This window comes from Actinoplanes sp. NPDC049681, assembly GCF_044465265.1.
In the GTDB taxonomy this organism is placed as follows: Bacteria; Actinomycetota; Actinomycetes; order Mycobacteriales; family Micromonosporaceae; genus Actinoplanes.
On record NZ_JBITLP010000004.1, the window covers coordinates 352,881 to 377,094 of the forward strand.

Consider the following 24,214-nt stretch of genomic DNA (forward strand, 5'->3'; position numbering starts at 1 on the left):
TTCACTCAGGCCGGCGGGTCTTCCGGCTGTCCGATCTGCATCGTCGCCGTTCCCCTCGCGTCCCTCCGGAGCTCCGGGAAGACCGGGGAACCGGCTTCGAGGTGAGCCGCGATCGCGTCCGCGGCCGCCGGGCCGGCGGTCGTCAGCGCGTTGTGGGCGGCCCCGGGCAGGGTGGCCGACACGCCGCCGGTGAGCTGCGCGACCCGGGTACGCCAGGCGAGCGGTGCCACCGTGTCCCGGTCGCCGCCGAGGACCAGGGTCGGGGCCGTCACCCGGCGCAGGTCGTCCTCGACCCGGTTGCGCACCGAGTGGCCGATGGTCGCCCAGACCCGCCACGGCCGCGCGTCCCACACGTCCCGGGCCAGGATCGCCGCCTGGCGCGGGTCCTCGGCGGGCAGGTCGGCGAACCAGCGCCCGATGAGGCCGCGCCGGCTGCGGGCGGCCGGGTCCGCCGTCGGGCCGGCCAGCACGAGCGCCGCCACCGCGTCCGGGCGCAGGACGGCCAGCGCCGCCGCGACCTCCGCGCCGAACGAGTGCCCGGCCACGGCGATCCGGGACAGCCGGTGGGCGTCGAGCCAGGCCGAGAGGAACCGGGCGTGCCGCGGCACGTCGAAGGCGACCGGTGGTTTGGTGCTGAGCCCGAAACCCGGCAGGTCGGGTACGAGCACCGGGTGCCGGTCGGCGAGTGCGTCGGCCGTGGGCATCAGGTAGCGATGGGAGACCGCGAGGCCGTGCAGCATGACGACGGGTAGCCCGGCCATCGGGTCAGCGGGGACGCGTACGTGCATGCGGACCCGCCCGATCGTGGACCAGTGGCTCACCCAGCCCCGGCGGGGTCTCGGCGCGGACAGGGCGAGGGGCAGCATGATCCCGTGATACCCGCGCCCGGGCCGCTCAGACGTCGGCGACGACCCGGTCCCGGCCTTCGCGCTTGGCGACGTACAGGTTGCGGTCGGCCAGGCACAGCAGCGCGGACGCCGAGCCCCGGCCGTCGTCCGAGGTCGTCACCCCGATGCTGGTGGTCACCGGGAGGGTGCCGGTGATCGGCTCCCAGGCGTACGCCCGGATCCGCAGGCGCAGCCGCTCGCAGCGCTCGCCCGCCTCCTCGGCGGTCAGGCCGGGCATGATCAGCAGGAACTCCTCGCCGCCCATCCGCGCCGCGACCATCGACTCGCTTGCCGCTTCCAGCAGGAGCTGCGCCACCTGCTGGAGGACCACGTCGCCGGCGCTGTGCGACAGCGTGTCGTTGACCCGCTTGAAGTGGTCGAGGTCGAGGATCGCCAGGGACAGCGGCGTCCGCCGGAGCAGTGCCTCACCGAGCAGGGCGGGCAGGCGCTCGTTGACGTAGCGGCGGTTGTAGAGACCGGTGAGGGCGTCGCGGTGCGCCATCTCGCGGAAGTGCTCGCTGGCCCGCCGGGCCTCGGTCGCCTCGAAGACCGCCTGCAGCGCCCGGGCCCGCGCGTCACGCTGGGCGGAGTGCAGCGCCGACGCCGCCTTGTGGAACGCGCGGTGCTCCTCGTACGCCTCCCGGAACCGGCCGGTCGCGGCGTACAGGGCGGCCTGCTCCTCGCGGGCGTGGGCCCGTACCCGGTCCAGGCCGCGCTCTTCCGCCATCCGGACGGCCTCGTCGAGGGCTTCCTGGGCCGCCGCGTAGCGGTGGTCCAGCCGGCGCGCCTCGGCGAGGGTGAGCAGGCACACCGCCGGCGCGTCGCCCTCGTGCGCCTCGACCTTCGACTGGCCGTCCTCGAGCATGACGTGCAGCGTCTCCTCGGCTGCGCCGTAGTGACCGCTCATCATTTCGATGCGGGCGATCGTGTCCAGCTCGAGGGCGCTGAAGTTGCGCGGGCTGCGGGCCTGCACCTCCCGCATGTGGGCGACCAGCTCCCGGGCGCCGGCCTCGTCGTCGTTCTCGAAGGCGGTGTACGCCATGTTGTTGAGGATGTTGAGGGTCAGCTCGAAGTCGCCGATGGCGGTGGCGATCTGCAGCGCCTCGCGGAACCGCCGGTCGCCCTCCTGGGTGGACCCGCTCTCGTCCAGGGCGACGGCAAGCGTCATCAGGTGCCGCGCGCGGATGCTGGGCGGTTCGTCGTCGGTCAGGTGCGCGAAACACTGCACGGCGTGCGTGAGCCCCTCGGCGATGTCGCCGACCTGCCGGTAGAAGTTGGACAGGATCCGGTGCGAGCGCGCCAACAGGTAGGGGTGCTCGTGCTCCTGGGCCCAGGCCAGCACCTGGTGCGCCCACTGCCCGCCCCGCTCGGAGCGGCCCTCGCGGATGAGGACGTTGGCCCGCAGCAGCTTCGCGTGCATGACGAGGTCGTGGAGACCCAGGGTGGCGGCCCGTCGCTCGGCGGCCGCGGCGGGAGCGGAGACGCTGCGGAACTTGGACGTGGGGCGCGCCTCGAGCTCGGCGAGGGTCGCCTCGAGCGAAGCGCGGTCCTCCGCGACCAGGCTGGAGCCGACCTCGGTCACCGCCTCGGTGGTCACAAGCGTCCCCGCCTTTCCCGGTCGGTCCCCGGCGGGGTCCTCGGCAGCCGTCTCCGATCGGGCGGCGGGGGTGAACGCTGAGGTGTTCCCGGGGAGCAGTTCGGTTGCCGGCGCCGCTCGGGCGCTATTTGCGTGTGGTGCAGACCGGTTGCGAGGCGGCGACCTCGTCGACGGTGTAGACCACTGCGACGGTGAAGCAGTAGTCGTTCTGCTCGTTGAGCCCGTAGACGACGTAGTCGGTGGTGCCGGCGGCCAACTGCTGGAAGGCGCGTTGCTCCTGACCGCGGCGGCCGCCGGAGATCAGCACCGGGCCCTCCGAGCCCTTCGGATAGCGCCAGGTGAGCGAGACGCTGTCGCGGTTGTCCCGCAGCTTGACGTCGATCGGTGCGCGCGGGTCGATGCTCGCGGACGGGCTGGGTGCTGCGGACGGCGCGCCGCCCGCGGTGGTGCCGGTCGCCGGCGCCGGCGGGGGAGCGGTGCCGGCCCGGTCGCCGCGCGGCAAGGTCACCGCGACGACCGCTGCGGCGGCCGCGACCCCGGCCACGAGCACGGCGGCCAGGATGAAGGGCTGCCGGCTCGTGGGCTGCTCCACGGGTACGGGCAACCGCCGCTCGACGACGGGGGCGCTGGCCCGGTCCACGGGCAGACGGGGGCCGGGCGGATACGTGCCGGGCGCGGCGACCGTTGCCGGTACGGAGTCCGGCGGGAAGGGACCGGGCGGATCGGTCCGCGGCGTACCCACGGCCTCCCCGTGCCCGGCGAGCACCTGGGCGACGTGGCCCTGAGCCGGCCATTCCGCGGCGGGCGTGCCCGGCCGTTGCTGCGCGGGCGGGAAGTACACCGGTGCCGCCGGCGGCACCGGTTCGCCCGGCGCGGGCCGGGCCGGGGCGGGGGACATCAGCGGCAGCGGGATCGGGGGCTCCGGGCGGGCGTGCCGCCCGGTGGGATCACCGGGTGCCTCGGGCGCCTGCCGGGCGGGCAGGGCATCCGGGGCGGTCGCCGGTACGCGGGTCACGCCGGCGACCGGTCCGTCCGGGTCGGGGCCGGTCGAGCGCTGCACCCGGCCGCAGCGGTGGCGCCCCGACGGCGGGCTGCCGGCGAGCCGGGCGACCTGCTGCGCCAGGGAGTGATCGGCCGGCAGGTACCGGGCGCAGAACTCCTGGGCCAGGGTCAGGTGGGCGGTGGCTTCGCCCGGCCGGGAACACTCGCGTTCCATCGCGCCCAGCCGGGCCAGCATCTTGATGCCGCCGGCGGTGGCGTCGCCGTACACCTCGCGGTAGCGGGTCCACGTGTCGGTGAGCCGGGCTCGGGCGGCCGTGCAGTGCCCGGCGGCGTGCTCCGCGATCGCCAGGTCGGCCTCCGCGGCGAGCACCCGGGGCGACAGTCGCCCGTCCAGCGCGGTGAGCTCGCCGACGAGGTCGTGGTAGAGCTGGGCGGCGCGGCCGTGGTTGCCCACGCGGTGCAGGACCGCGGCGTGGGTGGCGGCCGCGGCGATCGTGCGCTCGTCGTGCGGGCCGTGCAAGCGTTCCTCGGCCGCGTGCGCGAACCCGGCCCAGACCCGCGCGGCGTGTGCGTCGCCGAGCGCGATGAGGATGCGCGCCTGCAACGCGGCGGCGAGGGCGAGGTCGGGCGAGGCACGCTGCGGGTCGGTCTCGGCCGGGTCGAGGACGCCGGCCAGCACGGCGCGGGCGCCGGCCAGGTCGCCCTCGGCGGTCAGCGTCTGCGCCTGGGCGGTCAGGGCGGCGAGCGGAGGGGGCACGTGCCTCATAGTGTCTGCTCGGCCACCGTAGGTACAAGTCCTGTGGCGCGTACCCGTTGTGGCGCCGTACACGGTAGAACTCGAGCATGAGCGCCGACAGCGTCAAACGCGAGATCCTCGTCCGCCACCTCGAGGCTTGGGCGCCGGCCGCGCTGCACCGGGCCCGCCGGGCCGTCTACGCCCACGGGTACGCCGACACGACCCGTCCCCTCGCCGAGGCGGCGCTCGGCGTCTTCACCGACCAGTCCGACCTGGTCAGGGGCAGGGAGCTGACCGTGGTGGCGGTCGGCGGCGAGTGGGGCGCGGAGGCCGGGGCGGCCGGGCTCAACGTCCACAGTGTGCCGGGTCCGACCGGGGACACGTGGGCGGCGGCCCTGAAGGCGGCGGGTGCTGTGCGCGTACCCGTGCTCGGTTTTCTGGATGCCGCAGCCGCCGGCGAACCGCCCGGCGCGCCCATGCTCGCCGCCCTGGCCGCGGGCAGACCGGCCGAGGTGCTGATCGTGCTCCCCGCCTCGGCCCCGGTCCCGCAGACCCGCACCGCCCTGCGGGACGCCGGCTTTCCCCTCGTCGCCGCCGTGGAACTGGCCGACTCCGACGAGCCGGGCGAGGTGCTGCTCTACGCGACGACGCTGGGCCGCAGCCTCGAGGTGTTCAAGGATCTGCTGTGGGCGGTCGACGAGTACGCCGGCGTCCGCTACCGCGATCCCGGCGACCCGGAGCGGCACCTGATCGACATCTCGCTCACCCCGCACCCGGGCCCGCTGCGCCGCGAACTGCTGGCCCATCTGGCCGAGGTGGGCGAGGCGACGGTCACGGAGCTGCGGACGTTCGCGCTGACCGAGACGGTCTACCGCGCCGCGGACGTCACCCGCGTGCTGCACACCTTGCTGGACGCCGGGACGGTGGCCCGGCGCCCGGAGCACGGCCGGCTCGGCGGCGACGTGGTCATCTCCGCCTGAGGTTGCCTCAGGACTTGTCCTGCTTCCAGGAGAGCGGGCCGGGCAGGTCGACCCGGTGCGCCTTGGCCTTCGAGTTCCAGGACCAGGGTCCGATCTTGAAGGTCCAGGAGGAGAGGCCGCGCTGCGTGAAGTTCAGGATCAGCGGTCCGAACTTCTTGCGGCTGCGGTACATGATGCCCATCGGGGGTTCCTTCCATGGATGACCAGATGATCCACGGATTCCCGATGACCGATTTTCCGAAACCGCCTAGCGGGGCTGCCAGGCGTCCGGGCGGGTGGTGAGCTTGCGGACGTGCGCCGGCATCCGGCCGCTGATCAGCTCGGCGAGGCTCACCTCGTCGACCACCTCGCGCACCGCCGAGCGGACGGCGACCCAGAGGTTGGGAAGGTTCTCCGCGGCGCCGGAATACTGCGTCTCCTCGGGCCGCAGACCCCGCACCCCGGCCAGCGGGCCGTCGACGGCGCGCAGAACCTGCCCGATGGTGACGTCGCGTGGCGACTGTGACAGCGTGTAGCCACCCTCCGCCCCGCGCTGGGCGCGGACCACCCCGGCACGGCGGAGATCCGCCAAAACGGCCTCGAGGAACTTTCTGGGCATGTTCTGGTCCTGGGCGATGGCCTGGGCGGACATCAGGGCCGGGTAGGCGTTGGCCAAGCTCAGCGCCGCCCGTACCGCGTAGTCGCCGCGCGCGGAGATCTGCACCTGACCATCATGCCCCGTCCGTGCTCGTCTTCCTCGTCCACCCCAGGAAATATGGGAATTCGGACATCACTCAGCGTCAACGCGCGGTGGCGAGTTCAGCCTTTCGGGTTCTTGCTCACTCGGCGGCCAGGCGTTGGGTGGGCACCCGGGCGCCGATGTCCGCGACGTCGTCCGGGACTTCGGCCGGCATCGGCGCGGCGGCCCCGGCCCGGAACGCCCCCGGGCTCATCCCGACCTCGCGGTGGAAGAACCGGCCGAAGTTGGTCGGCTCCCCGAAGCCCAGCCGGCGCCCGATGTCGGCGACCGACAGATCCGTGCACGCGAGCAACCGCCGCGCCTCCAGCGCCACGCGGTCGTCGACGACCTGTTTCGCCGTACGGCCGGTCACCGCCAGGCTCGCCCGGGTCAGGGTGCGCACCGAGCAGCCGATCCGGGCCGCGTAGTCCTCCACCCGGCGGGTGTGCGGATGGTCGTCCTCCAGGTCGCGGCGGAACCGGGCGAACGTCCGCGCCTCGGCGGTGGAGGCGCCCCGGTGCTCGCCGCTCAGCAGGGCGATACGCAGGAGCAGCACCGCCAGCTGGTGTCGCAGCAGTCCGGCCGCGACGGCTCCGGAGGGGTGCCGGGCGCAGTCCACACCCAGCTGCGCGACCTCCGTGATCACCGCGTCCTCGTCCTCGCCGGCCAGCTGCCAGCGGGTGGGACCGGGCAGGTCGTCCAGGGGTACGCCGCGCACCTCCGCCGCCGACAGCAGGTCCCGGCTCCAGGTGACCAGGGAGGCGTCCAGGCCCGGCTCGACGCCGAACCGCAGTGCCTGGCCGGGCCGGATCCAGAGCAGCGTGCCCGGCCGTACCGGAAGGAGGTCGAAGTCGATCTCGACCGTGCCGTGTCCGGCGGTGGTCAGGGCGAGCAGGTGGTACGGCAGTCGCCGGGGCCGCGGCTGCTCGGCGGTCAGGTCGGTCTCGGACAGCGTGCAGGTGCCCACGCCGGCCCACTGCGGGGCGGGCGCCGACCTGGTGCGCTGCTGTCCGGGGATGACCATCGAGGGCGACGGTATCCGCCCGTGACCTGGGATGCACGTGGGAGACCCGAGGTCAGCGGATATCCGGCAGACGATCCGGAAAACGAGCTTGTAAACGGACAAATAAGACGTGAATAGGGACGCGAAAAAGCGACCCGCACGGACCGGCAGTGTCCGCGCGGGTCGCCCCGTGAATTTCGTTGTCGCTATCGACCGGCCAGCAGCCGGTTGACCGCGGCGTCCACGTCCAGGTGATCGGACTCCCGGCCCCGCGGAACCACCACATAGGTGCGCCGCAGGAACCGGACCAGAACGCTGCGTGGTACTTCGAACAGCGCATTGCCGTCGGGCGACGACAGTGCAAGGGCCACGAAGTCGCCCCGCGGCGTGGCCCACGGCCACACCCGGACGTCTCCGATACCCGCGGGCTCGTCGAGCCCGGTCACGAGAAGTTCCCGCGCAAAGGACCAGCTCACGGCTTCCCCACCGGCTGATTCTGCGTGGAACAACACGTGGACCGCGTACGGGTCGGCTGGGTCGTACCGCAGACTGGCGCGCACGGGCAGGGCCGTGGCATCAGGCGCTACGAGCCGCAGCGATGTTTCGACCTCGACGGTCGTTGGACGAATGGTACTCATGGACGAACTCCCCCCGGCACCGCTGCGAGGCTGGTGAACCCCGCGTTTCCCATACTCAGGTGATCCCTGTCATTACGCTCCGCCATACGCTGATCTCACCCAGTAGTGGGAAGACGGTTCCGATAAGCTCACCGAACGAGCCGTTAAACGGTATCTTGTCCTGTTCTGCCCATGTACTCGGTTCCGCCCGGCGTCGGGTGGTCCAGCAGTTGACTCACTCCGGTAACGTCCATTCCTCCCGGGTAGTGACGGGGAGGCGGAACACTGGGGGATGAAATGACCGGGAGCGCGCGATCTTTGCCGGGAAAGTGAACGAGATGTCCCAATCCGACTCAGTGACCGATACCCGTACGCCCACCGGCGTCCTCGACAAGATCAGGTCCAACCCGACCGGCCGCCTCGCTCTCAAGATCGGCGTCGGCGTCCTGGGCGGCCTGGTGGTCGCCCTCGGGATCGTCCTGATCCCGTTCCCCGGCCCCGGCTGGGCCATCGTGATCCTCGGCCTCGCCATCTGGGCCGTCGAATTCGTCTGGGCCCGCCACCTCCTGCAGTTCACCAAGCGCCACGTTCAGGGCTGGACCCGCTGGGTCCTCGAACAGAGCCTCCCGGTGCGCGCCCTCATCGGCCTGGCCGGCTTCGTCTTCATCTGCGCGGTCGTCTGGCTGTCGGTGAAGCTCACCATGCACATCGACCTGGCCGTGGTCATCAAGGACTTCCTCACCGGCCGGTGACGCGCCGACCCCTGGTTCGCGCGGGAGGCGAGGGGTCCGGTACAGTCTGTCGCGGCAAGGGCGATTAGCTCAGCGGGAGAGCGCTCCGTTCACACCGGAGAGGTCACTGGTTCGATCCCAGTATCGCCCACCAGAGTTTCAGAAGGTCAACGGCTCGTTACCGGTTCTGGGGTAACGAGCCGTTCGCTTGTTGCTCCTTACGTCCGGAGCAAGGCAAGAGTGCAAGATCAACATTTCGCGGTCCCGGGTGCCGCGACCCGCGCGCACCGCCCCGCGGACGCCGATCTACCGAACCTAGGGTCTGTAGCCCGAGTCGGCGATACGGGTGCTGGCTGGGGGCATAGCCCAGGCCGGCCATGCCCACGGCGATCTTTCCTGCCCGCGCCGGCGTGGTCGGCCTCGGCGTCCTCCCGCGGCGCGCGGCGGACTCACCACCTGAGCCCTCATTCGCTGGAATTGTGCCGATGGTCGCCGGCCGCGTGCGGCTCCATGGCCACGGGCATTCAGGAGGTCGTCTACCTGCGCCCCTCAGCGCTGGTCGGTGTCGGGCCGGCGCACGTCCTCCTTCACCGGCTTCCCACGGCAGGGCGGCCCGCTGCGATCTGTCGGGGTGGACGCGGATCAGGCCGTCGCCGAGGTGAGTCTTGGTTTCGGCGAGTTCGCCCCAGCGCATGCCGGTGTAGGCGGCGGTAATCACCAGGATCTGATCACTGCGGCGGGGGATGCGATCGACGATGCGGTTGATCTGCTGGGTGGTGGCTGGGGTGCGTTCGGGGCGGTGGCCGGTGGTGACTGTAGCTGTCGTAGTGACCCGTTTCGCTGATCCGGCCTCGTGTGCCTCTTTCCACATAGTCGCCCCTTCGGCGAGGGTGATCCGCCCGGAGTTGCTTGCAGCGCAGGTCGGCGACGGTGCCGTCGTCATTGCGGTACCGGACAGTTGCTCCCCTCGGGATCCGGTGAGCCAGGCGGAACCGATGAGAAGGTCTGCTCGACGTCACGCTGCGATACATTGCGCTCGTCATCTGGAGCTCACCCTTCGCGGACGCCCGGTGCGGGGGCTCCTGAGCGTCGCTTGTGGGGGGTGTGACCTGATGGCTTTGGCTCATCGCTCTCAAAGGACGCCCTTCATGCCCTCGTACACCATCACCATCGCGCCGAACGATGACAGCGGAACCACCACCACCCTGATCGTGGACACCTCCGACACGGAGGTCCGGATCACCGACGTGCACCTGCACGCCGACAACGGTCTTGTGGGCGGCCAGATGCCCACCGTGGACGTCGGCTTGCTGCTGCAGGCGGTGAACCCGTCATCGCCTGTGCCGCCGCCGCGCCGGGCTGCCTCGGCCGATCAGCGTGCCGCCGCCATCCCGACGCCCGGCCCGGTCCGCGCGCTTGAGGCGCCCCCGGCGCCGGCCAACGGAACCGTCCCGGACATGCCGGTCGCCGCGCCGGCCAAGCGCCGCCGAGCGGCGAGACCAGAGGCGGCCCCGGGCAAGTCGGCCCGTGCGCGCCGGACGGCGACGCCGGCGAGGGCTACCGCCGTGACAGGGGAGACGGCCGTACCCACCAAGGCCGCCGCAGGGCGCAGAAAGGCCCCCAAGGCGGCCCCGGCGGAGAAAGTCGCCGCCCGCGCGGCGAGCGACGGCAAAGGCCGGGTGTACCGACGTACGCCGGATGACCTGGCCAAGGTGTTGAAGAAGCTCGGCACTGCGAGCGCGGTCGCCGATCACTACGGCGTACCCGGGTACACAGCGCAGGGATGGATTCGGCGTCTGCGCAATAGCAGCGCAGTGTGAGCATGATGCGCCAAGTGACCTGTCTCTGAGATTGGCGGTCATCTCTTCGCGCTCGCCGTGACACTCCCGAGCCGACCTGGGACACGTACCGCTTCTCCGGGTCGGCTCGGGAGCCTGTTGTCAGGGCTGGGTGGGCGGCAAGCCGGCGCTCTCGGCCGGAGCACCCGGCAACATCACCTCAGGCGCGGCTGTCGCGGAGGGGGGAGCGAGGCCTGATCACGGTGCTCGAGCCGGTGACCGCCACGGCGACGATCAAGCTCGGCTTCATCGTCGTGCGCATGGTGAAGCGGACCGCCGACCGTCGCTTGCTGAACTTCCGGATCGGCGCCATCGAGACGGCGCTCGGGCACGTCGAGGAGCGGCTCGACCAGGAGGCGCTCCTCGACGTCCAGGTGGGATTTGGCCATCTGGCCACGGCACTGTCCGCCACGCAGCGGGCGGTGCGTGACGATGCTCTGGCCCTGGCCCGCGGATGCTTCGCCCGGCTGACGGTCCGCTCCGCCGGACCGGACGAGCATCGCGCGCTCGACCGCAGTGCGCTGATGTTCCCGGAAAGCCTTCTCCAAGCCGTACGCGAGCATGCGCCGCAGCGAGATCGAGCAGTACCTGGTCAACCCGGAGGCGGTCCGCAAGGGCCCGTTGATGAGGGGCCGCCACGGTGGTGGCTGGCGCGCAGTCGGCCGCCGCGAGAACCACGGCGTTTCCGGTTGGCGATCTGGTCGCTGGGTTCCGGGATCGTCGCGCGGACCTGCTTGTCCCGCAGGGCTTGCCGGTTCGCCCGCGAGCAGTACGCCTTGTCAGTGGCTGTCACGACCGGCTGTGCGCCGGCGCGTCGCGGTCGGGACGCCAGGCGCAGGCGTTGGAACCGTTCGTCAGATTCGTCATGGCCGACTACTGCCTGGGGATGCGGGTGAGTGGCCGAGGACGGTTCAAGCGACGCGGCTGGACTTGCGGCTGCCGACAGTAATGTCGAGGACGATGGGTAGGTCGGGCCGGTCGAGGGCCTGGCGGATGTGGGCGAGCGCGTCGTTCTCGATGCGGTGTTGTATGACGGCGATGTCCGCGTCTTCGTCAGTGCGCACGGTGATCGCGAGCCGGGGATCGGTGGGGCTCCCGTAGACCATGGTGTGGCTGGTGTCGATGCCCCGATAGGAGTTGATCTCCGTGGTGACGGCGTCGGCGAGGGCGTCGGCGTCCAGTGTTGTGCGGCCGGCGGATCGGTCGGTGGCAATGGTGATGTCGGCGGCGCGCGGACGTGGGGTCAGCACGGCGATCAGCCAGCGGAGGGCGAGTACGGCCGCGATCACGCCGGCGAGGGCGGCGGCGGGCCAGAGCCAGGCGCTGTTGTCGCCGGCGTACCGGGCGATCGGGTTGTCGGTCAGCGGCCGCCCGGCGAGGTAAACGCCGAGGACGTCGGTGCCGGCGAGGATTCCGACGGTGCCGGCGGCGAGCAGGACCATGCCGAGCAGGGTGAGCAGGAGGCGGGTGGTGCGGTCGGCGTACATCAGCGCTCCCGGGTGGTGACCCGGACCGAGAGGTTCGGTGGGCGCCTGAGGTGCAGGGCGTTGAGCCTTCGTCGGGCGGTCTCGGTCAGGGTTGTGCCCAGCGTGCCCGTGCCGGATTCGCCGCCGGCGCCGGTCGTGGCGCGGATCCGGGCGCGGTGTCGCCGGACGGTGACGTCGGCGTGGCTGACGCCGTCGATGGCGGTGACGGCTCGGCGCAGGCTGTGCGCAAGTCCGCTGCGGGTGATCGCCGCGTCGGTGGCGGGGTTGGCGGCGGCGATGGGGAGCCGGGCAGGACGCCGGGGTTTGAGTTGGGCGATGAGCAGCAGCAACCCGGTGACGATCAGTGCGATGCTGAGCAGCCGGACGGAGGCGGCGCCCCAGGAGGTGCGGGTTCCCCATTGGTAGACGCCGGGCCAGTTGAGCAGCACGGGGTCGTGGTGGGCGCGTTGCGCGATCACCTCAATCACCCCCACGGTGGCGGCGAAGATCACGCCGACAGCGAGTAGCAGCGCCAGCAGACGGTTGAGGACTCTCACGGTCGTACTCGATCGGTGGCGGCGAGGCCTGTGATCAGTCCCGTGATGGTGATCCGGATCTCGACCACGGTCAGCCCGGTCAGGTCATGGACCCGGGTGCGGACATGCTCGCGCACCTGGGTGCTGACCTGGACGAGAGAAACGGGCCAGCGGGTACCGATGGCCAGGTCCAGGTAGACGGTCCGGCCGTCGACGTCTGCGGTGGCCTTCGGCGCTTGGCGGAGGCCGGTGCGGCGGATGCCGAAGTGCCCGGCGCCGGGCATAGCGTGGCCGAACACCCGTGGTGCGGCGCCGCCGGCGTCGGGGACCTCCAGGACGGCCTGTGCGGCGATCTTCTCGACGACCCGGTCGGCGATGATGATCCGTCCGATTTCGGCGCCAGCGGCCTCAGGACGGTTGCCGTCGAGTTGGTTCAGTTCGGCGGTGAGTGTCATCGGTTGCTCCGCCGACCCTGCAGGTAGCCGCTGAGGTCGAGATCGCCGGCGAGGACTCGGGCGACGGCGAAGCCGAGGCCGCCGAACAGGGCGACGATGAGCATCTGGCCGAGGCCGCCGAAGGCGAGGGCGAAGCCCAGCGCCAAGCCGACGATGGTGCCCAGGAACATGCGGTTCATGGCGTTCTCTCTTCCAGCCCGTTGCCTCGCGGGGGCGTCCGGAGGAGTGGCGGGTCTTCGATGGCGGCGACGATCACATCGACGCGGTGCAGCGGCGTCACCGCGCCGGCTGCGCAGCGGATCTGCGCGGCAAGTTCGGTGGCCGGTTCCCAGCGGCTGCGGACCTGTATCAGGACCGTGCCGGCGGTGACGGTGATGCCGTCGATCCGCCGGCCGGGGAGATAGGTGGCCACGCCGGAGGGTGGGCCACCGACAAGGTCCGCCACAGCCGGGCAACGGCGTACCGCGGCGGCGACGAGGTCGACGTCGACCCCTTCGACGATCGCGTCATGCGGCCCGGCCACGACGGTGACGGTCATGAGACGCGAGACTCGGGACGGTTCTCGGGCGCGTCGGGCATGTGTACGTCGTCGACGCTGACGTTGACCTCGACAACGTCGAGGCCGGTCATCCGCTCGATCGCGTTCTTGACGTTGCGCTGGATGCTGCGGCCGAGGTCGGCGATGCTGATGCCGTACTCGACGACGATGTCCAGGTCGATCGCGGCTTCGGTCTCGCCCACCTCGACGCCGACGCCCTGGGCCACGTTCGGGCCGTTGCTGCCCGGGATGCGCTCGCGGAGCGCGCCGAACGCCCGGGTGCTGCCGCTGCCCATTGCCTGGACCCCGGACACCTCGCGGCAGGCGATTCCAGCGATCTTCTGCACGACGTTCTCTGCAACGATGATCTTGCCTTCGGCGCTGTTGAGCCGGCTCTGCCGCGGCACTAGTACCGCCTCGGCCGTGCTGCGAGCCGGTGTCGTCGGAGTGGTTGGCTCGTTGTTGGTCAGTGCCGTTGTCATCAGCACACCTGCTCTTTCGTATGCGGCGCGATGGCGCGCCTGCGGCTTAGGTGCAGCGTCGATCGCTGCAGTCGAACCTGACCCTCGCGAACTGCCCGGCAACAGCGGTCGTACGGCCGGCCCGGGGAGGAACCCACGGTTGTCGTCGTCATGTGACCGGCGTCGTCGGGGTCTGAGCGCGCACTCAAGGCCGGTGTCGGGTAGCGGCATTCCCGTGTGGATCGGCGATGACGACCATCGCGCTCACGTTCCTTCACGTACCGTCGAGCAGACGCCGCGGGTGAGACGACCCCGAAGTTCCCGAGGACGGTGAATCGGTGAGAGGTCTTCCGTCGGCATCACTGGCGAACCATTAGCCAGGTGCGGCGTCTGATTGACGGCCCGTCACGCGGCTCAGGACGCTCCAGCAGCGCATCACACTCGAGTAAAGCTGGAGGATCGGATCACCGGGGACCAGGGCGAGAACTTCACTCTACGCCGCATTGGGCCGCCCGGCGGCGGGCTGATGCCGCCCAGTGCGAATCGGTTCAATCCAGGCGGCCGGCAAGGTGGTCGGGATCGGCCTGGGATTGACCGCCTCCCGGTCGGGCCGCGGCACGCATTCGATGCCGACCAATCGCCGCGATCGACCACATCCCCGCAGGTGACGACCGAGGGCAAGCGGCCGATGTCGGTCGGATTCTGCTCCGGCTCATCGCCGTCGACCAGCCGCGCGACGGTCCGGTTGCGGCAAGCGGGATGAGCACGACCGGATTCTGCAACTGCGCGGCTTTCTTGCGCCATGGCGGTGTGGGCTGCGGTGACGGCAGCACGTCGTCCCCGTCGTGGCCCAGCCGCGCCGCAGGCTCCGGTGCGGACTGGAGCTCGGATGCGATCATCCCGATCGCCGCCTTCCCGATCGCTCCGGCCCCTTGCGACCCGAGAATGTGGGCGGTCCTCAGGCCCGTTCGATGATCTGGTTGGCGGGTAGTCGCGGTGTGTGCGGGGCCGGGCCGTCGGCCGGGTCGTGCGCGCCGAAACGCAATACCAGGTACGGGTGATCCAGGTCGGCGAGCAGGTGGCGGATGAACGCCCGGGTGGCGGTCACCTCGATGGTGGCGCTCAGGGGCAGGACGGCGACGCCGAGTTCGGTGGCGGTCAGCCATCCGGCGGACAGCGCCTCGCCCGCGCGCAGCCAATCGAGGGTGGTGTCCTCCGTTCCGTAGAGGATCGCGAAGACAGCGTTGCGGTCGTGCGCGTCGGAGACGAGCAGGTTTCCGTGGTGGCCGAAGTCGCGGCCGGGCACGGTGGTCTGCGGGGTGTGGTGGGGAATGGCGGCGTCCGGGATGCCGCTGCCGAGCGGCCGGGTGCCGCCGGTCCAGTGCTGCAGTTCGGCCTGCCAGGCAGCTTCGTCGGCTTCGGTGTGCTGGGCGTGGTCGGCGGCGGTGGCCAGGTCGTACACCTGGTCGGGGCGCAGCACGTGCAGGCCGGCGCCGGCGGATGCGACCGCCGCGACGATGACGCGCAGCTTGTCGGCATCAACCGTGGCGCTCGAGGTGGGTCTGCGGTCGGTGTGCCGTAGGCCGATGGTCTGCAGGTGTCGTATCGCTGTGGGGGTGACCGGGATCCGGTGGTCGAGACGTAGTTGCGCGAGGTGGTCGGGGTTTTCCGCATCGGGCAGCCGGGCGAGGGCGACGTGCCAGCCGGCGGCGGCGAGGCTGACCAGCGCGTGGTGCACGGCGGCGCCGCAGCTCAGGATGGCGAGGCGGGAGTCGGGGTCGGTGACCTCCAGGCCACGGCTGTGATCGAGGTGAAGGTCGAGTTGGTTGTCGGTGAGGCGCCAGTGCCAGGGTTGGGTGTTGTGGATCGATGGCGCCTGGCCTGCGGTGGTAGCGGCGGCGGACAGAGCTCGGGCCTCCGCGCGGGTGTCGGCGGCTCGGATTGCGGCGGCGGTGGTCATGGTCGGTTCCCTCCAGGAAAGCTGAACGTCGGGCCGGGTCACGGCGTGTTTGCCCAGGCCCAGTCGCGGATCTCCGGCATGTCTTCTCCGGTACGGCGGACACAGGCGCGGTGTTGGGTGCGTTTGTCGACGATCTGCCGGCGCAGCACGGCGGCCTAGCGGCCGAGGCCGGGTATCCGGTCGATGACGTCGTCGGCGCCCAGCGGCTCACCCGCCACCGAGGGAAGGATGCCGGTGTCGTTCGGGGCTGGGGTGCGGGTCGCGGTCATCGGGAAATCGCCGCCTTCCTGTCGATGTCGGCATGGCGGGAGTGCGGGACTGTCACGGGGTGGGGGTTACCAGCGGTGTGCCGTTGACGGCCGGCGGGGCGCCTTTGGCAGAACCGGGCGACCGTACAGCGGACGCCGCGCTGTTCTCGCGGGCGAGGAAGGTGCCGAGTTCGCCGATGGTGCTCATCAGCGGCGCGGGAAACACGACGGTGCTGTTCTTGTCGACGCCGAGTTCGACAAGGGTCTGCAGGTTGCGCAGCTGCAACGCCAGCGGGTGGGCCATCATGATGTCCGCGGCCGAACCGAGAGCGGCGGCGGCTAGCGCCTCACCCTCCGCAGCGATGATCTTCGCGCGCTTCTCCCGCTCGGCCTCTGCCTGCCGCGCCATCGCCCGTTTCATGCTCTCCGGCAACTGAATGTCCTTGAGCTCGACCAGGGTGACGACGACACCCCATTCGGCGGTCGCGACGTCGAGGATCTCCCGGATGCTGACGTTGATCCGGTCGGTCTCGGACAGCGTCTCATCCAGAGTGTGCTGACCGACGACCTTGCGCAGGGTGGTCTGGGCGATCTGGTTGATCGCGGCGCCCACGCTCTCGATCGCCACGACCGACTTCTCGGCGTCGACGACCCGGAAGTAGGCGACGGCGGACACGTCGACGCTGACGTTGTCGCGCGTGATGATGCCTTGCGACTGGATCGGCATGGTGACGATCCGCAGACTCACCCGGTGCAGCACGTCGACGAAGGGAATGATCACGGTCAGCCCGGCCTTCCGGACCCCGATGACCCGGCCGAGCCGGAACAGCACGCCCTGCTCGTACTGCTTGACGACTTTCAGGGCGAGTGAGGCCAACGCGAGGAGCAGCAATACGATGACGACGATCCACAGATACGACATGGTGGGATCCTGACTTCGGCCGCAGCCGGATATTCGCGCTCGAGAACAGTCTGCGTACGGAACGCACCTGATCGCTGCGGAGGCGAAGGAGCGCCGGGATACCCGCAACGGCCAACTACCGGCCACCGAGGTCCAGGGCGACACCTCGACCCTACGCCTGTGCACCACATCCGCCGGTGCGCGCCGTCCAGCCGCTTTCGCAGACCGCAAGATATGCGCGTACGGTGAAAGCGTCGCCCGAGACCCCGGTGGCGTGAGCCCTCCGCCGCCTTCAACGCCTCCCGTCAGCCATGGATGACCCGCCCCTACTGGGGCGCGTCGAACCGCGCACATGCCGCGGTTGCAGTCCTTGAGCAGGAGCGCCGCTGTCCGATCCATCCGTGGGCGCGCTGAACGCGCGACCGACCTGCGTCACAGACAACTGAAGGAATGTGAGCGCGATGGTTAACATCGCCAACGATCACGGAACCTCTGCCCCGGCGGCCCCCCTGGCGGCCACGGAACGGTCGGAACGGGGCGCAAGGCATTCGGCCGCCGTACCCCGGACTACGTTCTCGATGACCGGACGGACGGCCACCGCGACGCGGTACCTGCTCGCCGGCATCCGCCTGGCGCTCGGCTGGGTGTTCCTGTGGGCCTTCCTCGACAAACTATTCGGCCTCGGGCATGGCACCGCCGCCGCGAACGCCTGGTTGGAGGGAGGCAGCCCCACCGCCGGTTTCCTGGGCAAGGCCGCGACCGGCCCGTTCGCCGGGCTCTACCACTCGATCGCGGGGAACGCCGCCGTGGACGTGCTTTTCATGGCGGCCCTGTTCGGTATCGGCGTAGCCCTGATCCTCGGCATCGGCATGCGCATCGCCGCGGCCGCGGGCGCCCTGCTGACCGTGATGATGTGGACCGCTGTCCTCCCGCCGGAAACCAACCCGTTCATGGACGACCACCTCGTCTACGCCGCCGTACTGGCCCTCCTGGCCTTGCTCAGTGCCGGAACCACCTGGGGATTCGGTCGCCGGTGGGCAGCGATTCCGCTCGTGCGGCGCAACGCCTGGCTGACGTAGACCCATCGGCGTGCGCGTTCGTCGGCCCGGGCAGGCCCGCCGCCTTCACCTCGAGCCCGCTCTGTCGAGTAGCGGGGTTCCTCACCTCAGGAGTTCCTCATGAACGATCACGAAGAGGTACACGACCGCCGCATCGTCGTCGGCGTCGACAACTCCGCCAACTCCCGAGAAGCGCTGCGGTGGGCGCTCGCCCAGGCACGGCTGACCGGCGCCACCGTCGACGCCGTCACTGTGTGGCAGGTGCCGCCGATGTACGCCTACGCCTACGGGTGGACGGCCGCCGGGATCGATGACGCCGACATCGGCAGGTACGCAGAGAAGGCCCTGGCCGAGACGGTGGCGCAGGTGCTCGGCGGGGAGAACTATCCGGTGCAGGTCGCCACCCGGGTTGTCCAAGGGCCAGCGGCGCAGGTCCTGCTGGCTGCCGCCAAGGGAGCGGAGCTGATGGTCCTCGGCAGCCGTGGTCACGGTGCCTTCGCCGGGATGCTGCTTGGTTCGGTCAGCCAGCACTGCGTCCAGCACGCCGCGTGCCCCACGGTCGTCATTCCGGAATAAGCCGACGGAGGCCGTGCGGCCCCACGCATCAGTATTGTTCGCCAACGGCAGTTGAAGGGCTCGACGATGACCACGTCAACGAAAACGCCCGCCGGCATCATCTCGGTCGGCAGCCCCGATACCGAGCGTGTACGGACCCAATGAGGTGGTCCGGCGCACCGGCCGGCGCTGGCCCGGCGAGCTGCTGTCGCAGTTCACCCAGCCCCTGGCGATCCTGCTGGCGGTCGCCGCCGGTCATCCCGCCCGTTCCCGAGGCTCGCGGAACTTGATATGTCCGGCTAAAACCCGCCGTCACTCCACGGCGGCGAGCCCCGACCGCTTCGAGCCGAACAGGCGTACGATGGTGATATCCCGGAATCGACGACATCCACCTTGAGGTGGCCGCCACACCGGCCCAACCCCCTGGAGGATGTCATGTCCATCCGTCTCCGCCCCACCCTGAACGCGCCGAGCGACCCGCCCACCGCCGTACCGCCCCTGAGCCCGGCCGAGCCACTTGCGACGTCGCTGGGGAGTCGAGTGCCGCGTACCCGCACCGGCGCGGCCTGGTTGGGTATCTGCGTTGCCGCGGTGCTGTTCGTGGTGCTGATCGTCTTCATGCTGGAGAACACCAGCAGGGTCCAGGTCAGCTTCGTCGGCATGCATGGCAACCTCCCGCTGGCCATGGCCCTGCTGGTCGCGGCTGTCGGCTCCGCGATCCTGACCATGGTGATCGGTGCCGCCCGAATCACCCAATTGCGCCGCCTCTCCCGGCGCCAGCGTCGCTGAGCAACCCGGACAGTCGTCCGGCCCGTCAACTTCGCACACCCGATCTGCGTGCCGCCCGGCCAGGTCGCCGACTGGTGACAGCCGAGGGCGGGAGGAGTCAACATGACCCACAGCAGCACCGCCGACCGCCTGACCGTTATCTCGCCGACGCCGCCGTCCGTACCCCGCCTGCGGATGGAACCCACCGGGTCGTTGCACACCCTCCTCGACGGAAGCTGGTGGCCCCGTTCCACCGATCCCCTCGCGGAGCTACCCGGCCTGATCTTGGCCATCGATACTCTTCGCGGACCCGTAAGCCGACTCGTCCTTGCCGCCGCCGGTTGGGACAGCCGCCCCAGCCGTCTCGGCGTCAACGGCCGCGTCTTGCGCCTGGGCTACTTCAGCAGTCAGCCCACCAGCCTGCTCACCGCACTGTGCGCCGACGGTGACCGCGTGGACCTGCTCGTCATTCCGCCGGACACGGCCGGCGACACCGCCGACGAATCGGCCGAAGCTGCGTGGGATAGCGAAGGCGGTCACGCAAGGCCCGTCCGGCATCACCCGACCTTCGTCGAGTAGGGTGCCGATACGACGACGTCCAGGCACCGTCGAGGAGCAGCCTGCTCGAGATCGTCATCCCGGGTGCATTCGCGCTATGGACGGACCTTGACGGACGCGCCAGTTGCCGGGCAGCCGGCACGGATCTCGCAGAAGGTGCGACGGTTCTTCTGTGACGCCCGGACTGCCGCAGTAAGACCTTCGTCGAACAGGCCGACGGGCTGACCCGGCGCTGGTCACGTGTGAGCGAGGGGCTTCGTCGGATGGGGACGGCGATCGGGCTCGCGCTGGCCGGCCGGGCGGGTGCCCAGCTGGGCGCAACGTTGGGCATGCCGACCGGCCGCGATCGCCTCCTTCGCCTGGCCCATGCGTTACCCGATCCGCCTGTCGGTGACATCGCCGTGCTTGGAGTCGATGACTTCGCGATCAAGCGTGGCCATCACTACGGCACCGTGCTGATCGATTGCGAGAATCACAGGGTCGTGGATGTATTGATCGGCCGGGATGCCGAACCTCTGGCGGCATGGCTGCAAAACCATCCAGGCCCGGCGGTGATCTGCCGGGATCGAGCAAGAGCCGGTGGCGGTAGCTTCGTTCGCGTGATTGACCATCGGCTCTGTCGCGCCGTGCTCGCTTACCGGCGTGCCGATCGGCCTGAATGTCCACCGGCTGGTGGCGGTGAGAGCGGGCACGTCAGCGTGACGGTGGTGCCGTGGTTGTCGCTGGTCCAGGTGAGGTCGCCCGCGTGCTGAGCGAGCCACAGGCCGCGCCCACTCAGTGCGTCGCGGGCCGGGCGGTCAGGGGGATGCGCGTACGGGATGCCCGGCCCGTGGTCGCTGATCTGGCACCGCAGCTGGTGGCCGGCACGGTGGAGTTTGAGGTGTCCGTGGCCGCCGCCGTGACGGACCGCGTTGGTGGCGAGTTCGTGCACGGCGAGCACGAATCGGTACAACTCAGGGTCGGTGAGGCCGTTGTGTTCAGCGAATCGAGTCACGTCGTGGCGCAGCGTGTCGAGATCCTCGTGGGCGAAGTCGCGAACCGGTGGTGCGTTGTCGGACTCCGTGTGCAGGTGGCCGTTCGAAAGGCGGTGGCGGTCAGGCATCGTTACCTTCGGGTGAATCAGGTGACTGGGTTGGTGCCGAGGGGTGGTGTCGTACGGCGAGGATGCAGGTGTCGTCGTCGGGGTTGGCCCGGCGCAGTCGTGCCAGCAGGTCGGCCAGTGGCTGCCGGCTGCTGGAGATAGCGATGTCGTTGAGCGTGGCGATGACGGGCGCGAGTCCTTCAGCGAGGGTATGCCTGCGGTGTTCGATCAGTCCGTCGGTGTAGAACAGCAGCAGGTCGGCGGGGGTGAGACTGACCGTGGCGGTGTCGTAGTGGGCCTCGCGGACGGCACCGAGCAGCTGCCCGCGCGGCCGGGCGAGTTCGGTGGTGGTACCGGCGCGGGTGTGCAGCGGTGCCGGGTGTCCGGCCTGCGCCCAGGTCACCGATCCGGTCGGCGGATCGAATCGGGCCACCGCGGCGGTCGCGGTGGTGGCGCTGGAGTAGAGCAGCCGGTTGAGGTGCCACAGCAGTTGCGCCGGGTCGGTGGTGGTGGTCACGGTCAGGCCGGCGAGCATGTGCCGTAGCTGGGCCATCATGGTCGCGGCGTGCATGCCGTGGCCGGCCACGTCACCGACGGCGAGCACCACGCTGCCGTCGTCGGCGCTGGCGGCGTGGAACCAGTCGCCGCCCACCCGGCTCGCCTCCTCGGCGGGAAGGTAGCGGACGGCGACGCGTAGCCCGGGCAGGTCGAACGGCTCGGCGGGCACGGGTAGCACGATCTGCCGCAGCTGGGCGGCGAGTTCGTGCTCGGCGGCGAGGCTGTGCTGGTGTTGTTGCAGCAACTGTTCTGCCTCGGCCAGCGCCGCCCGGGTGGTCTGCTGGGCGGTGACGTCCTGCACGATGCCGTAGACCTTCACCGGCCGGCCTTGCACGTCGCGGACGGCGTCGACGACAGTGCGCACATGCTTGATCCGCCCGCCGACGCGGATGCGGGTGGTGATATCCACGGTGTCTCCGCGGCCGAAGCCCTCCGCCGCCTGGCGGCGGATCGGTTCGTCCTCGGGCAGGGTCAGGGCGTTCTGTTCTTCGCTGGGCATCGGTCCCAGGGCCGGGTCACGCTCATAGATGCGATACAACTCGTCGGACCACACGATCTGGCCGGTGACCAGATCGGCTTCGCCCCAGCCGAGCTGGCCCAGCCGTTCGGTTTGCGCGATCCGTTCGGCCTGCCGGGTTTGTTCGTCGTGGCGCACCCAGCGGCTGAGCACTCCCGGCCCCACCGGCGACACCCATGCGGTCATCAACACGTTGGCGGGTGAGCGGTCACTCGTGCCCACATACGAGAACGGCCCGACCTCGCGGGCCCGCCCGTCAGCGAGCACGTCGCGCCAGGCATGCCACACCGGCGTGTCCACCGTGGCGGGATATGCCTGGGTGATGCGCCGGCCCACCGCCCGGGCCACGTCATGGCCGGAGAAGTCGGGAGTGTCCTGACTCACCGCAACGATCGTCCAGTCGGTGATCTCGCTGTTGTCCCCGACCACCGGTGACAGCGCCATGTGGTTACCCGGCATCGCGTCGAGCACTTGCTGGACCAGCGAGTTCCAGTCATCGACCACCCGTGAGGGAGCGTGCGCCGGAGCCCGGCGTTCCGGCGCCGATCCCCGGCCCTGCGGGCGTAGCGCCTGGTCAACCTCCGCGTCCAGGGCCGAGGACCCGGACCCCGGCCGGCCCTGCAAGGCAGCCAGGAGATCCCCGGCCACCGCAACCACCGGGCGACCCTGCTGCGCCGCCCGGTTCAGCAGATAGGTGTGGGCCTCGTCGACTTGGCAACCGACCCGGCCGGCCAAGAGCCCCGCCGCCCGGTTCACCTGCGCCGCGGGATCCAGCTGCGCCCGGGCCACCGTCTCATCGAGAGCGGCAAGCCGCTGCCGGTACTCGTGATGCTGCCCGACGCTCATCGCGCCTCCCGCGGCGGTCCGCAACGATCCGCCCGGTCAGGCCGATCACGCCGGCATTTCACCAGTGCGGGTCCCTGCCCGGCCAGTCTGCCGGCACGGTCGTTGCTCACCGCCCGGCACCGCCACGACCACTATCGGCGTCATCCACACCGAATAATTCCACCAGGCCGGCGATCTCGAATTGGCCGTACACGTTGGCGTTAGGACGCTCCACCCGGAAGCTGGCACCGCAATCCGTGGCGGCGCGCAGCGCAGCCACCAACGCTCCGAGACCGGAGGAATCCAGGAACGTCACCTCGGCCACGTCCACCAGCACCAGCTTCGGCCGGCCCTGGACCATCGCGTCCCGGATCGCCTGTGTGATCGACGCCGAGTTGGCGTAGTCGATATCGCCGCGCAGCGAAATACAGAGCGTCTCCCGGTCCAAACTCATCGAAAACGGACCCATACCCGCCACCTTCCCGCGACAAGCTGCCGAGACCCGCCGCTACCGCTACTCCCTGACGGCCTACCGGAGACCCGCCGACCGAAATATGGTCTCACCGGTTGCGGATTCCACACATTCACCCGCACGGTACGCCGCGGTCCTGACCGGCCGGATGCCTCCGGAGCGGTTCCAGTACATGGCTCGGGATTACAGCGCACTCGTGGGCGGTTCGAGGACGTGGCGGGCGTCCCGTGGCCATCGCCTCGCCGAACATCCAGGCCGAGCTGTCGCTGAGGCCAGAACGGCTCACGCTGGGTGGTCAACGTCTACCTCCTGGCGCTGGCCACCACGTTCACCTTCGGCGGACGACTCGCCGACGTCTTCGGCCACCGCCGGATGACCACCGTCGGGATCATCGGCTTCGCCACATTCTCGCTGCTCTGGAGCCTGGTCCCGACGAACGGTGTCGCCGAGGCCCGAATGATCACATTCCGGGCGCTGCAGGGCGTATCCGGCGCGATCATGATCCCGGCGGCGCTCGCGGTGGTGGTGGCCGCGTTCCCGGTCGGCGAGCGGGGGCGGGCCCTGGCGATCTTCTTCGGGGTCAGCGGCGGTCTGACCGCGGTCGGCCCGATAGCCGCGGCTTGGACCGGTGGTGGGCGTACAAGTGGGACCCGCGGGAATGGTGGGACTGACCGCCGCCGGCGCCGAGGCCCGGCTGCGGCGTGGCGAGGCCGTCCTCGGCCGCTACGGCGACGCGCTCGTCAGCGTCGGCCTCGACCTGATCAACCCGGCCCTGAGCGCGGTGCAGGAGATCCGGGCCGAACCCCAACTCGACCGCCTGCGGCTTCTCGACCGGGCCGCGGTGATCGTCATGCGGGACGGCCGGGAGACCGGCGTGGCGGCGGACGCGGTCGTGCAGGGCGATGTGCTTCGCGTACGCGCGGCTGGTGCGTCGGCGGCGTCATGGACGTAGGCGCCGGCGGCCGCCGTGGTTCCCATCCAGGGCGCGAGGAATCGGGTGTCGGCCGGCTCCGAGCGCACGACGATGTCACCGGCGCGACCGTTCACGTAGTGATCGGCTGCTCGCCAGCGCCGGTCATCGCAAAACTCTTACCTTGCGCTCTGCCCGCCCGATCTGAGCGGAACACCTCGGGTGCTCCTAGGTGCCC

The 24,214-nt window shown here is 70.5% G+C and carries 30 protein-coding genes, 1 tRNA gene and 2 pseudogenes; 15 read left to right on the forward strand and 18 right to left on the reverse strand.

The annotated features are described in order from the left end of the window. Nucleotides 1–5: 5 nt before the first annotated feature. The 3 genes from ACIBO8_RS15995 to ACIBO8_RS16005 all read right to left on the reverse strand — a co-directional run bounded on the left by ACIBO8_RS15995 (nucleotide 6) and on the right by ACIBO8_RS16005 (nucleotide 4,252). On the reverse strand, nucleotides 6–866 hold the full coding sequence (locus tag ACIBO8_RS15995; protein WP_396115962.1) for an alpha/beta fold hydrolase: 861 nt from the start codon (nucleotides 864–866) through the stop codon (nucleotides 6–8). Between the two features lie 28 nt (nucleotides 867–894). Continuing rightward, on the reverse strand, nucleotides 895–2,484 hold the full coding sequence (locus tag ACIBO8_RS16000) for a GGDEF domain-containing protein (RefSeq protein WP_396115963.1): 1,590 nt from the start codon (nucleotides 2,482–2,484) through the stop codon (nucleotides 895–897). Between the two features lie 124 nt (nucleotides 2,485–2,608). Next, nucleotides 2,609–4,252, reverse strand: coding sequence for a fibronectin type III domain-containing protein (locus ACIBO8_RS16005; RefSeq protein ID WP_396115964.1), 1,644 nt, complete (start codon nucleotides 4,250–4,252; stop codon nucleotides 2,609–2,611). Between the two features lie 77 nt (nucleotides 4,253–4,329). Here ACIBO8_RS16005 and ACIBO8_RS16010 point away from each other — a divergent pair, with 77 nt between their 5' ends. Then, complete coding sequence (locus ACIBO8_RS16010) at nucleotides 4,330–5,202, forward strand: hypothetical protein (protein ID WP_396115965.1); 873 nt, start codon at nucleotides 4,330–4,332, stop codon at nucleotides 5,200–5,202. A gap of 7 nt (nucleotides 5,203–5,209) precedes the next feature. Here ACIBO8_RS16010 and ACIBO8_RS16015 read toward each other — a convergent pair whose 3' ends face one another. The 4 genes from ACIBO8_RS16015 to ACIBO8_RS16030 all read right to left on the reverse strand — a co-directional run bounded on the left by ACIBO8_RS16015 (nucleotide 5,210) and on the right by ACIBO8_RS16030 (nucleotide 7,561). After that, the gene (locus ACIBO8_RS16015; RefSeq protein WP_396115966.1) at nucleotides 5,210–5,383 is read right to left on the reverse strand and encodes a DUF4236 domain-containing protein; all 174 of its coding nucleotides are present in this window, start codon (nucleotides 5,381–5,383) and stop codon (nucleotides 5,210–5,212) included. Nucleotides 5,384–5,449: 66 nt separating this feature from the next. Continuing rightward, complete coding sequence (locus ACIBO8_RS16020; protein WP_203766310.1) at nucleotides 5,450–5,905, reverse strand: Rrf2 family transcriptional regulator; 456 nt, start codon at nucleotides 5,903–5,905, stop codon at nucleotides 5,450–5,452. 115 nt (nucleotides 5,906–6,020) lie between these two features. Then, nucleotides 6,021–6,944, reverse strand: a complete 924-nt coding sequence (locus tag ACIBO8_RS16025) for an AraC family transcriptional regulator (protein WP_396115967.1) — start codon at nucleotides 6,942–6,944, stop codon at nucleotides 6,021–6,023. Between the two features lie 185 nt (nucleotides 6,945–7,129). Beyond that, nucleotides 7,130–7,561 carry an SsgA family sporulation/cell division regulator gene (locus tag ACIBO8_RS16030; protein ID WP_014446635.1) on the reverse strand — a complete coding sequence of 144 codons (432 nt, stop codon included), beginning with the start codon at nucleotides 7,559–7,561 and terminating at the stop codon, nucleotides 7,130–7,132. Between the two features lie 317 nt (nucleotides 7,562–7,878). Between ACIBO8_RS16030 and ACIBO8_RS16035 the strand changes: the two genes are divergently transcribed. The 5 genes from ACIBO8_RS16035 (at nucleotide 7,879) to ACIBO8_RS16055 (ending at nucleotide 11,005) form a co-directional block, all read left to right on the forward strand. Next, nucleotides 7,879–8,292: a TIGR02611 family protein gene (locus tag ACIBO8_RS16035; protein WP_396115968.1), complete on the forward strand. Its 414-nt coding sequence runs from the start codon at nucleotides 7,879–7,881 to the stop codon at nucleotides 8,290–8,292. A 58-nt stretch (nucleotides 8,293–8,350) separates the two neighbouring features. Next, nucleotides 8,351–8,425, forward strand: a tRNA-Val gene (locus ACIBO8_RS16040). Nucleotides 8,426–8,902: 477 nt separating this feature from the next. Next, nucleotides 8,903–9,115: a hypothetical protein gene (locus tag ACIBO8_RS16045; protein ID WP_396115969.1), complete on the forward strand. Its 213-nt coding sequence runs from the start codon at nucleotides 8,903–8,905 to the stop codon at nucleotides 9,113–9,115. A gap of 304 nt (nucleotides 9,116–9,419) precedes the next feature. Further along, nucleotides 9,420–10,091, forward strand: coding sequence for a hypothetical protein (locus ACIBO8_RS16050; protein ID WP_396115970.1), 672 nt, complete (start codon nucleotides 9,420–9,422; stop codon nucleotides 10,089–10,091). A gap of 221 nt (nucleotides 10,092–10,312) precedes the next feature. Then, the gene (locus tag ACIBO8_RS16055; protein ID WP_396115971.1) at nucleotides 10,313–11,005 is read left to right on the forward strand and encodes a hypothetical protein; all 693 of its coding nucleotides are present in this window, start codon (nucleotides 10,313–10,315) and stop codon (nucleotides 11,003–11,005) included. Nucleotides 11,006–11,020: 15 nt separating this feature from the next. Here ACIBO8_RS16055 and amaP read toward each other — a convergent pair whose 3' ends face one another. The 8 genes from amaP to ACIBO8_RS16095 all read right to left on the reverse strand — a co-directional run bounded on the left by amaP (nucleotide 11,021) and on the right by ACIBO8_RS16095 (nucleotide 16,839). Then, nucleotides 11,021–11,596, reverse strand: a complete 576-nt coding sequence (gene amaP, locus ACIBO8_RS16060; RefSeq protein WP_396115972.1) for an alkaline shock response membrane anchor protein AmaP — start codon at nucleotides 11,594–11,596, stop codon at nucleotides 11,021–11,023. Continuing rightward, nucleotides 11,596–12,132, reverse strand: a complete 537-nt coding sequence (locus ACIBO8_RS16065) for a DUF6286 domain-containing protein (RefSeq protein WP_396115973.1) — start codon at nucleotides 12,130–12,132, stop codon at nucleotides 11,596–11,598. The genes amaP and ACIBO8_RS16065 overlap by 1 nt, the downstream gene beginning before the upstream one ends. Further along, nucleotides 12,129–12,566 (reverse strand): Asp23/Gls24 family envelope stress response protein, encoded by a 438-nt coding sequence (locus ACIBO8_RS16070; protein ID WP_396115974.1) that lies wholly within the window; start codon nucleotides 12,564–12,566, stop codon nucleotides 12,129–12,131. Before ACIBO8_RS16070 ends, ACIBO8_RS16065 begins: the two co-directional genes overlap by 4 nt. After that, the gene (locus tag ACIBO8_RS16075; RefSeq protein WP_396115975.1) at nucleotides 12,563–12,745 is read right to left on the reverse strand and encodes a hypothetical protein; all 183 of its coding nucleotides are present in this window, start codon (nucleotides 12,743–12,745) and stop codon (nucleotides 12,563–12,565) included. Before ACIBO8_RS16075 ends, ACIBO8_RS16070 begins: the two co-directional genes overlap by 4 nt. Next, nucleotides 12,742–13,104, reverse strand: a complete 363-nt coding sequence (locus ACIBO8_RS16080; RefSeq protein ID WP_396115976.1) for a hypothetical protein — start codon at nucleotides 13,102–13,104, stop codon at nucleotides 12,742–12,744. Before ACIBO8_RS16080 ends, ACIBO8_RS16075 begins: the two co-directional genes overlap by 4 nt. After that, nucleotides 13,101–13,586 carry an Asp23/Gls24 family envelope stress response protein gene (locus tag ACIBO8_RS16085; RefSeq protein WP_396115977.1) on the reverse strand — a complete coding sequence of 162 codons (486 nt, stop codon included), beginning with the start codon at nucleotides 13,584–13,586 and terminating at the stop codon, nucleotides 13,101–13,103. Before ACIBO8_RS16085 ends, ACIBO8_RS16080 begins: the two co-directional genes overlap by 4 nt. 937 nt (nucleotides 13,587–14,523) lie before the next feature. Further along, nucleotides 14,524–15,525: an Acg family FMN-binding oxidoreductase gene (locus tag ACIBO8_RS16090; RefSeq protein ID WP_396115978.1), complete on the reverse strand. Its 1,002-nt coding sequence runs from the start codon at nucleotides 15,523–15,525 to the stop codon at nucleotides 14,524–14,526. Nucleotides 15,526–15,846: 321 nt separating this feature from the next. Beyond that, nucleotides 15,847–16,839 carry a slipin family protein gene (locus ACIBO8_RS16095; protein ID WP_396115979.1) on the reverse strand — a complete coding sequence of 331 codons (993 nt, stop codon included), beginning with the start codon at nucleotides 16,837–16,839 and terminating at the stop codon, nucleotides 15,847–15,849. A gap of 413 nt (nucleotides 16,840–17,252) precedes the next feature. Between ACIBO8_RS16095 and ACIBO8_RS16100 the strand changes: the two genes are divergently transcribed. The 7 genes and pseudogenes from ACIBO8_RS16100 to ACIBO8_RS16130 all read left to right on the forward strand — a co-directional run bounded on the left by ACIBO8_RS16100 (nucleotide 17,253) and on the right by ACIBO8_RS16130 (nucleotide 20,365). Beyond that, entirely contained in the window at nucleotides 17,253–17,753 is a 501-nt protein-coding gene (locus ACIBO8_RS16100) for a hypothetical protein (RefSeq protein ID WP_396115980.1), read from the forward strand. A gap of 99 nt (nucleotides 17,754–17,852) precedes the next feature. After that, entirely contained in the window at nucleotides 17,853–18,308 is a 456-nt protein-coding gene (locus ACIBO8_RS16105; RefSeq protein ID WP_396115981.1) for a universal stress protein, read from the forward strand. 127 nt (nucleotides 18,309–18,435) lie between these two features. After that, on the forward strand, nucleotides 18,436–18,684 hold the full coding sequence (locus tag ACIBO8_RS16110; RefSeq protein ID WP_396115982.1) for a cation-transporting P-type ATPase: 249 nt from the start codon (nucleotides 18,436–18,438) through the stop codon (nucleotides 18,682–18,684). Nucleotides 18,685–18,722: 38 nt separating this feature from the next. After that, nucleotides 18,723–19,076 (forward strand): lipopolysaccharide assembly LapA domain-containing protein, encoded by a 354-nt coding sequence (locus ACIBO8_RS16115; protein WP_396115983.1) that lies wholly within the window; start codon nucleotides 18,723–18,725, stop codon nucleotides 19,074–19,076. Nucleotides 19,077–19,178: 102 nt separating this feature from the next. Next, nucleotides 19,179–19,634 carry a DUF5994 family protein gene (locus tag ACIBO8_RS16120; protein ID WP_396115984.1) on the forward strand — a complete coding sequence of 152 codons (456 nt, stop codon included), beginning with the start codon at nucleotides 19,179–19,181 and terminating at the stop codon, nucleotides 19,632–19,634. A gap of 54 nt (nucleotides 19,635–19,688) precedes the next feature. Next, nucleotides 19,689–19,838 (forward strand): annotated as a pseudogene (locus ACIBO8_RS16125) (hypothetical protein); the annotation flags it as partial. 38 nt (nucleotides 19,839–19,876) lie between these two features. Beyond that, nucleotides 19,877–20,365, forward strand: a complete 489-nt coding sequence (locus ACIBO8_RS16130) for a transposase (RefSeq protein ID WP_396115985.1) — start codon at nucleotides 19,877–19,879, stop codon at nucleotides 20,363–20,365. Here ACIBO8_RS16130 and ACIBO8_RS16135 read toward each other — a convergent pair. From ACIBO8_RS16135 to ACIBO8_RS16145, 3 genes are all read right to left on the reverse strand, one after another. After that, complete coding sequence (locus tag ACIBO8_RS16135) at nucleotides 20,248–20,715, reverse strand: ATP-binding protein (protein WP_396115986.1); 468 nt, start codon at nucleotides 20,713–20,715, stop codon at nucleotides 20,248–20,250. The two genes, ACIBO8_RS16130 and ACIBO8_RS16135, sit on opposite strands and share 118 nt — an antisense overlap. Continuing rightward, a complete protein-coding gene (locus tag ACIBO8_RS16140; RefSeq protein WP_396115987.1) occupies nucleotides 20,708–22,615 on the reverse strand; it encodes a SpoIIE family protein phosphatase in 1,908 nt (635 codons plus the stop codon). Before ACIBO8_RS16140 ends, ACIBO8_RS16135 begins: the two co-directional genes overlap by 8 nt. 106 nt (nucleotides 22,616–22,721) lie before the next feature. After that, a complete protein-coding gene (locus ACIBO8_RS16145; RefSeq protein ID WP_396115988.1) occupies nucleotides 22,722–23,063 on the reverse strand; it encodes an STAS domain-containing protein in 342 nt (113 codons plus the stop codon). A gap of 294 nt (nucleotides 23,064–23,357) precedes the next feature. On the opposite strand from ACIBO8_RS16145, the pseudogene ACIBO8_RS16150 reads away from it, so the two are divergent. Both ACIBO8_RS16150 and ACIBO8_RS16155 read left to right on the forward strand, forming a co-directional pair. Beyond that, nucleotides 23,358–23,684: pseudogene (locus ACIBO8_RS16150) on the forward strand (MFS transporter); the annotation flags it as partial. Between the two features lie 25 nt (nucleotides 23,685–23,709). After that, nucleotides 23,710–24,018, forward strand: coding sequence for a hypothetical protein (locus ACIBO8_RS16155; RefSeq protein ID WP_396116410.1), 309 nt, complete (start codon nucleotides 23,710–23,712; stop codon nucleotides 24,016–24,018). The last annotated feature ends 196 nt before the right edge of the window (nucleotides 24,019–24,214 follow it).

Bases quoted from the DNA above. Each gene is read 5' to 3' on its own strand.
- ACIBO8_RS15995 (WP_396115962.1), bottom strand. From the start codon at position 866: ATGCTGCCCCTCGCCCTGTCCGCGCCGAGACCCCGCCGGGGCTGGGTG.
- ACIBO8_RS16005 (WP_396115964.1), bottom strand. From the start codon at position 4,252: ATGAGGCACGTGCCCCCTCCGCTCGCCGCCCTGACCGCCCAGGCGCAG.
- ACIBO8_RS16010 (WP_396115965.1), top strand. From the start codon at position 4,330: ATGAGCGCCGACAGCGTCAAACGCGAGATCCTCGTCCGCCACCTCGAG.
- ACIBO8_RS16015 (WP_396115966.1), bottom strand. From the start codon at position 5,383: ATGGGCATCATGTACCGCAGCCGCAAGAAGTTCGGACCGCTGATCCTG.
- ACIBO8_RS16025 (WP_396115967.1), bottom strand. From the start codon at position 6,944: ATGGTCATCCCCGGACAGCAGCGCACCAGGTCGGCGCCCGCCCCGCAG.
- ACIBO8_RS16030 (WP_014446635.1), bottom strand. From the start codon at position 7,561: ATGAGTACCATTCGTCCAACGACCGTCGAGGTCGAAACATCGCTGCGG.
- ACIBO8_RS16035 (WP_396115968.1), top strand. From the start codon at position 7,879: ATGTCCCAATCCGACTCAGTGACCGATACCCGTACGCCCACCGGCGTC.
- ACIBO8_RS16050 (WP_396115970.1), top strand. From the start codon at position 9,420: ATGCCCTCGTACACCATCACCATCGCGCCGAACGATGACAGCGGAACC.
- amaP (WP_396115972.1), bottom strand. From the start codon at position 11,596: ATGTACGCCGACCGCACCACCCGCCTCCTGCTCACCCTGCTCGGCATG.
- ACIBO8_RS16070 (WP_396115974.1), bottom strand. From the start codon at position 12,566: ATGACACTCACCGCCGAACTGAACCAACTCGACGGCAACCGTCCTGAG.
- ACIBO8_RS16075 (WP_396115975.1), bottom strand. From the start codon at position 12,745: ATGAACCGCATGTTCCTGGGCACCATCGTCGGCTTGGCGCTGGGCTTC.
- ACIBO8_RS16080 (WP_396115976.1), bottom strand. From the start codon at position 13,104: ATGACCGTCACCGTCGTGGCCGGGCCGCATGACGCGATCGTCGAAGGG.
- ACIBO8_RS16085 (WP_396115977.1), bottom strand. From the start codon at position 13,586: ATGACAACGGCACTGACCAACAACGAGCCAACCACTCCGACGACACCG.
- ACIBO8_RS16090 (WP_396115978.1), bottom strand. From the start codon at position 15,525: ATGACCACCGCCGCCGCAATCCGAGCCGCCGACACCCGCGCGGAGGCC.
- ACIBO8_RS16100 (WP_396115980.1), top strand. From the start codon at position 17,253: ATGACCGGACGGACGGCCACCGCGACGCGGTACCTGCTCGCCGGCATC.
- ACIBO8_RS16105 (WP_396115981.1), top strand. From the start codon at position 17,853: ATGAACGATCACGAAGAGGTACACGACCGCCGCATCGTCGTCGGCGTC.
- ACIBO8_RS16115 (WP_396115983.1), top strand. From the start codon at position 18,723: ATGTCCATCCGTCTCCGCCCCACCCTGAACGCGCCGAGCGACCCGCCC.
- ACIBO8_RS16120 (WP_396115984.1), top strand. From the start codon at position 19,179: ATGACCCACAGCAGCACCGCCGACCGCCTGACCGTTATCTCGCCGACG.
- ACIBO8_RS16130 (WP_396115985.1), top strand. From the start codon at position 19,877: ATGGGGACGGCGATCGGGCTCGCGCTGGCCGGCCGGGCGGGTGCCCAG.
- ACIBO8_RS16135 (WP_396115986.1), bottom strand. From the start codon at position 20,715: ATGCCTGACCGCCACCGCCTTTCGAACGGCCACCTGCACACGGAGTCC.
- ACIBO8_RS16140 (WP_396115987.1), bottom strand. From the start codon at position 22,615: ATGAGCGTCGGGCAGCATCACGAGTACCGGCAGCGGCTTGCCGCTCTC.
- ACIBO8_RS16145 (WP_396115988.1), bottom strand. From the start codon at position 23,063: ATGGGTCCGTTTTCGATGAGTTTGGACCGGGAGACGCTCTGTATTTCG.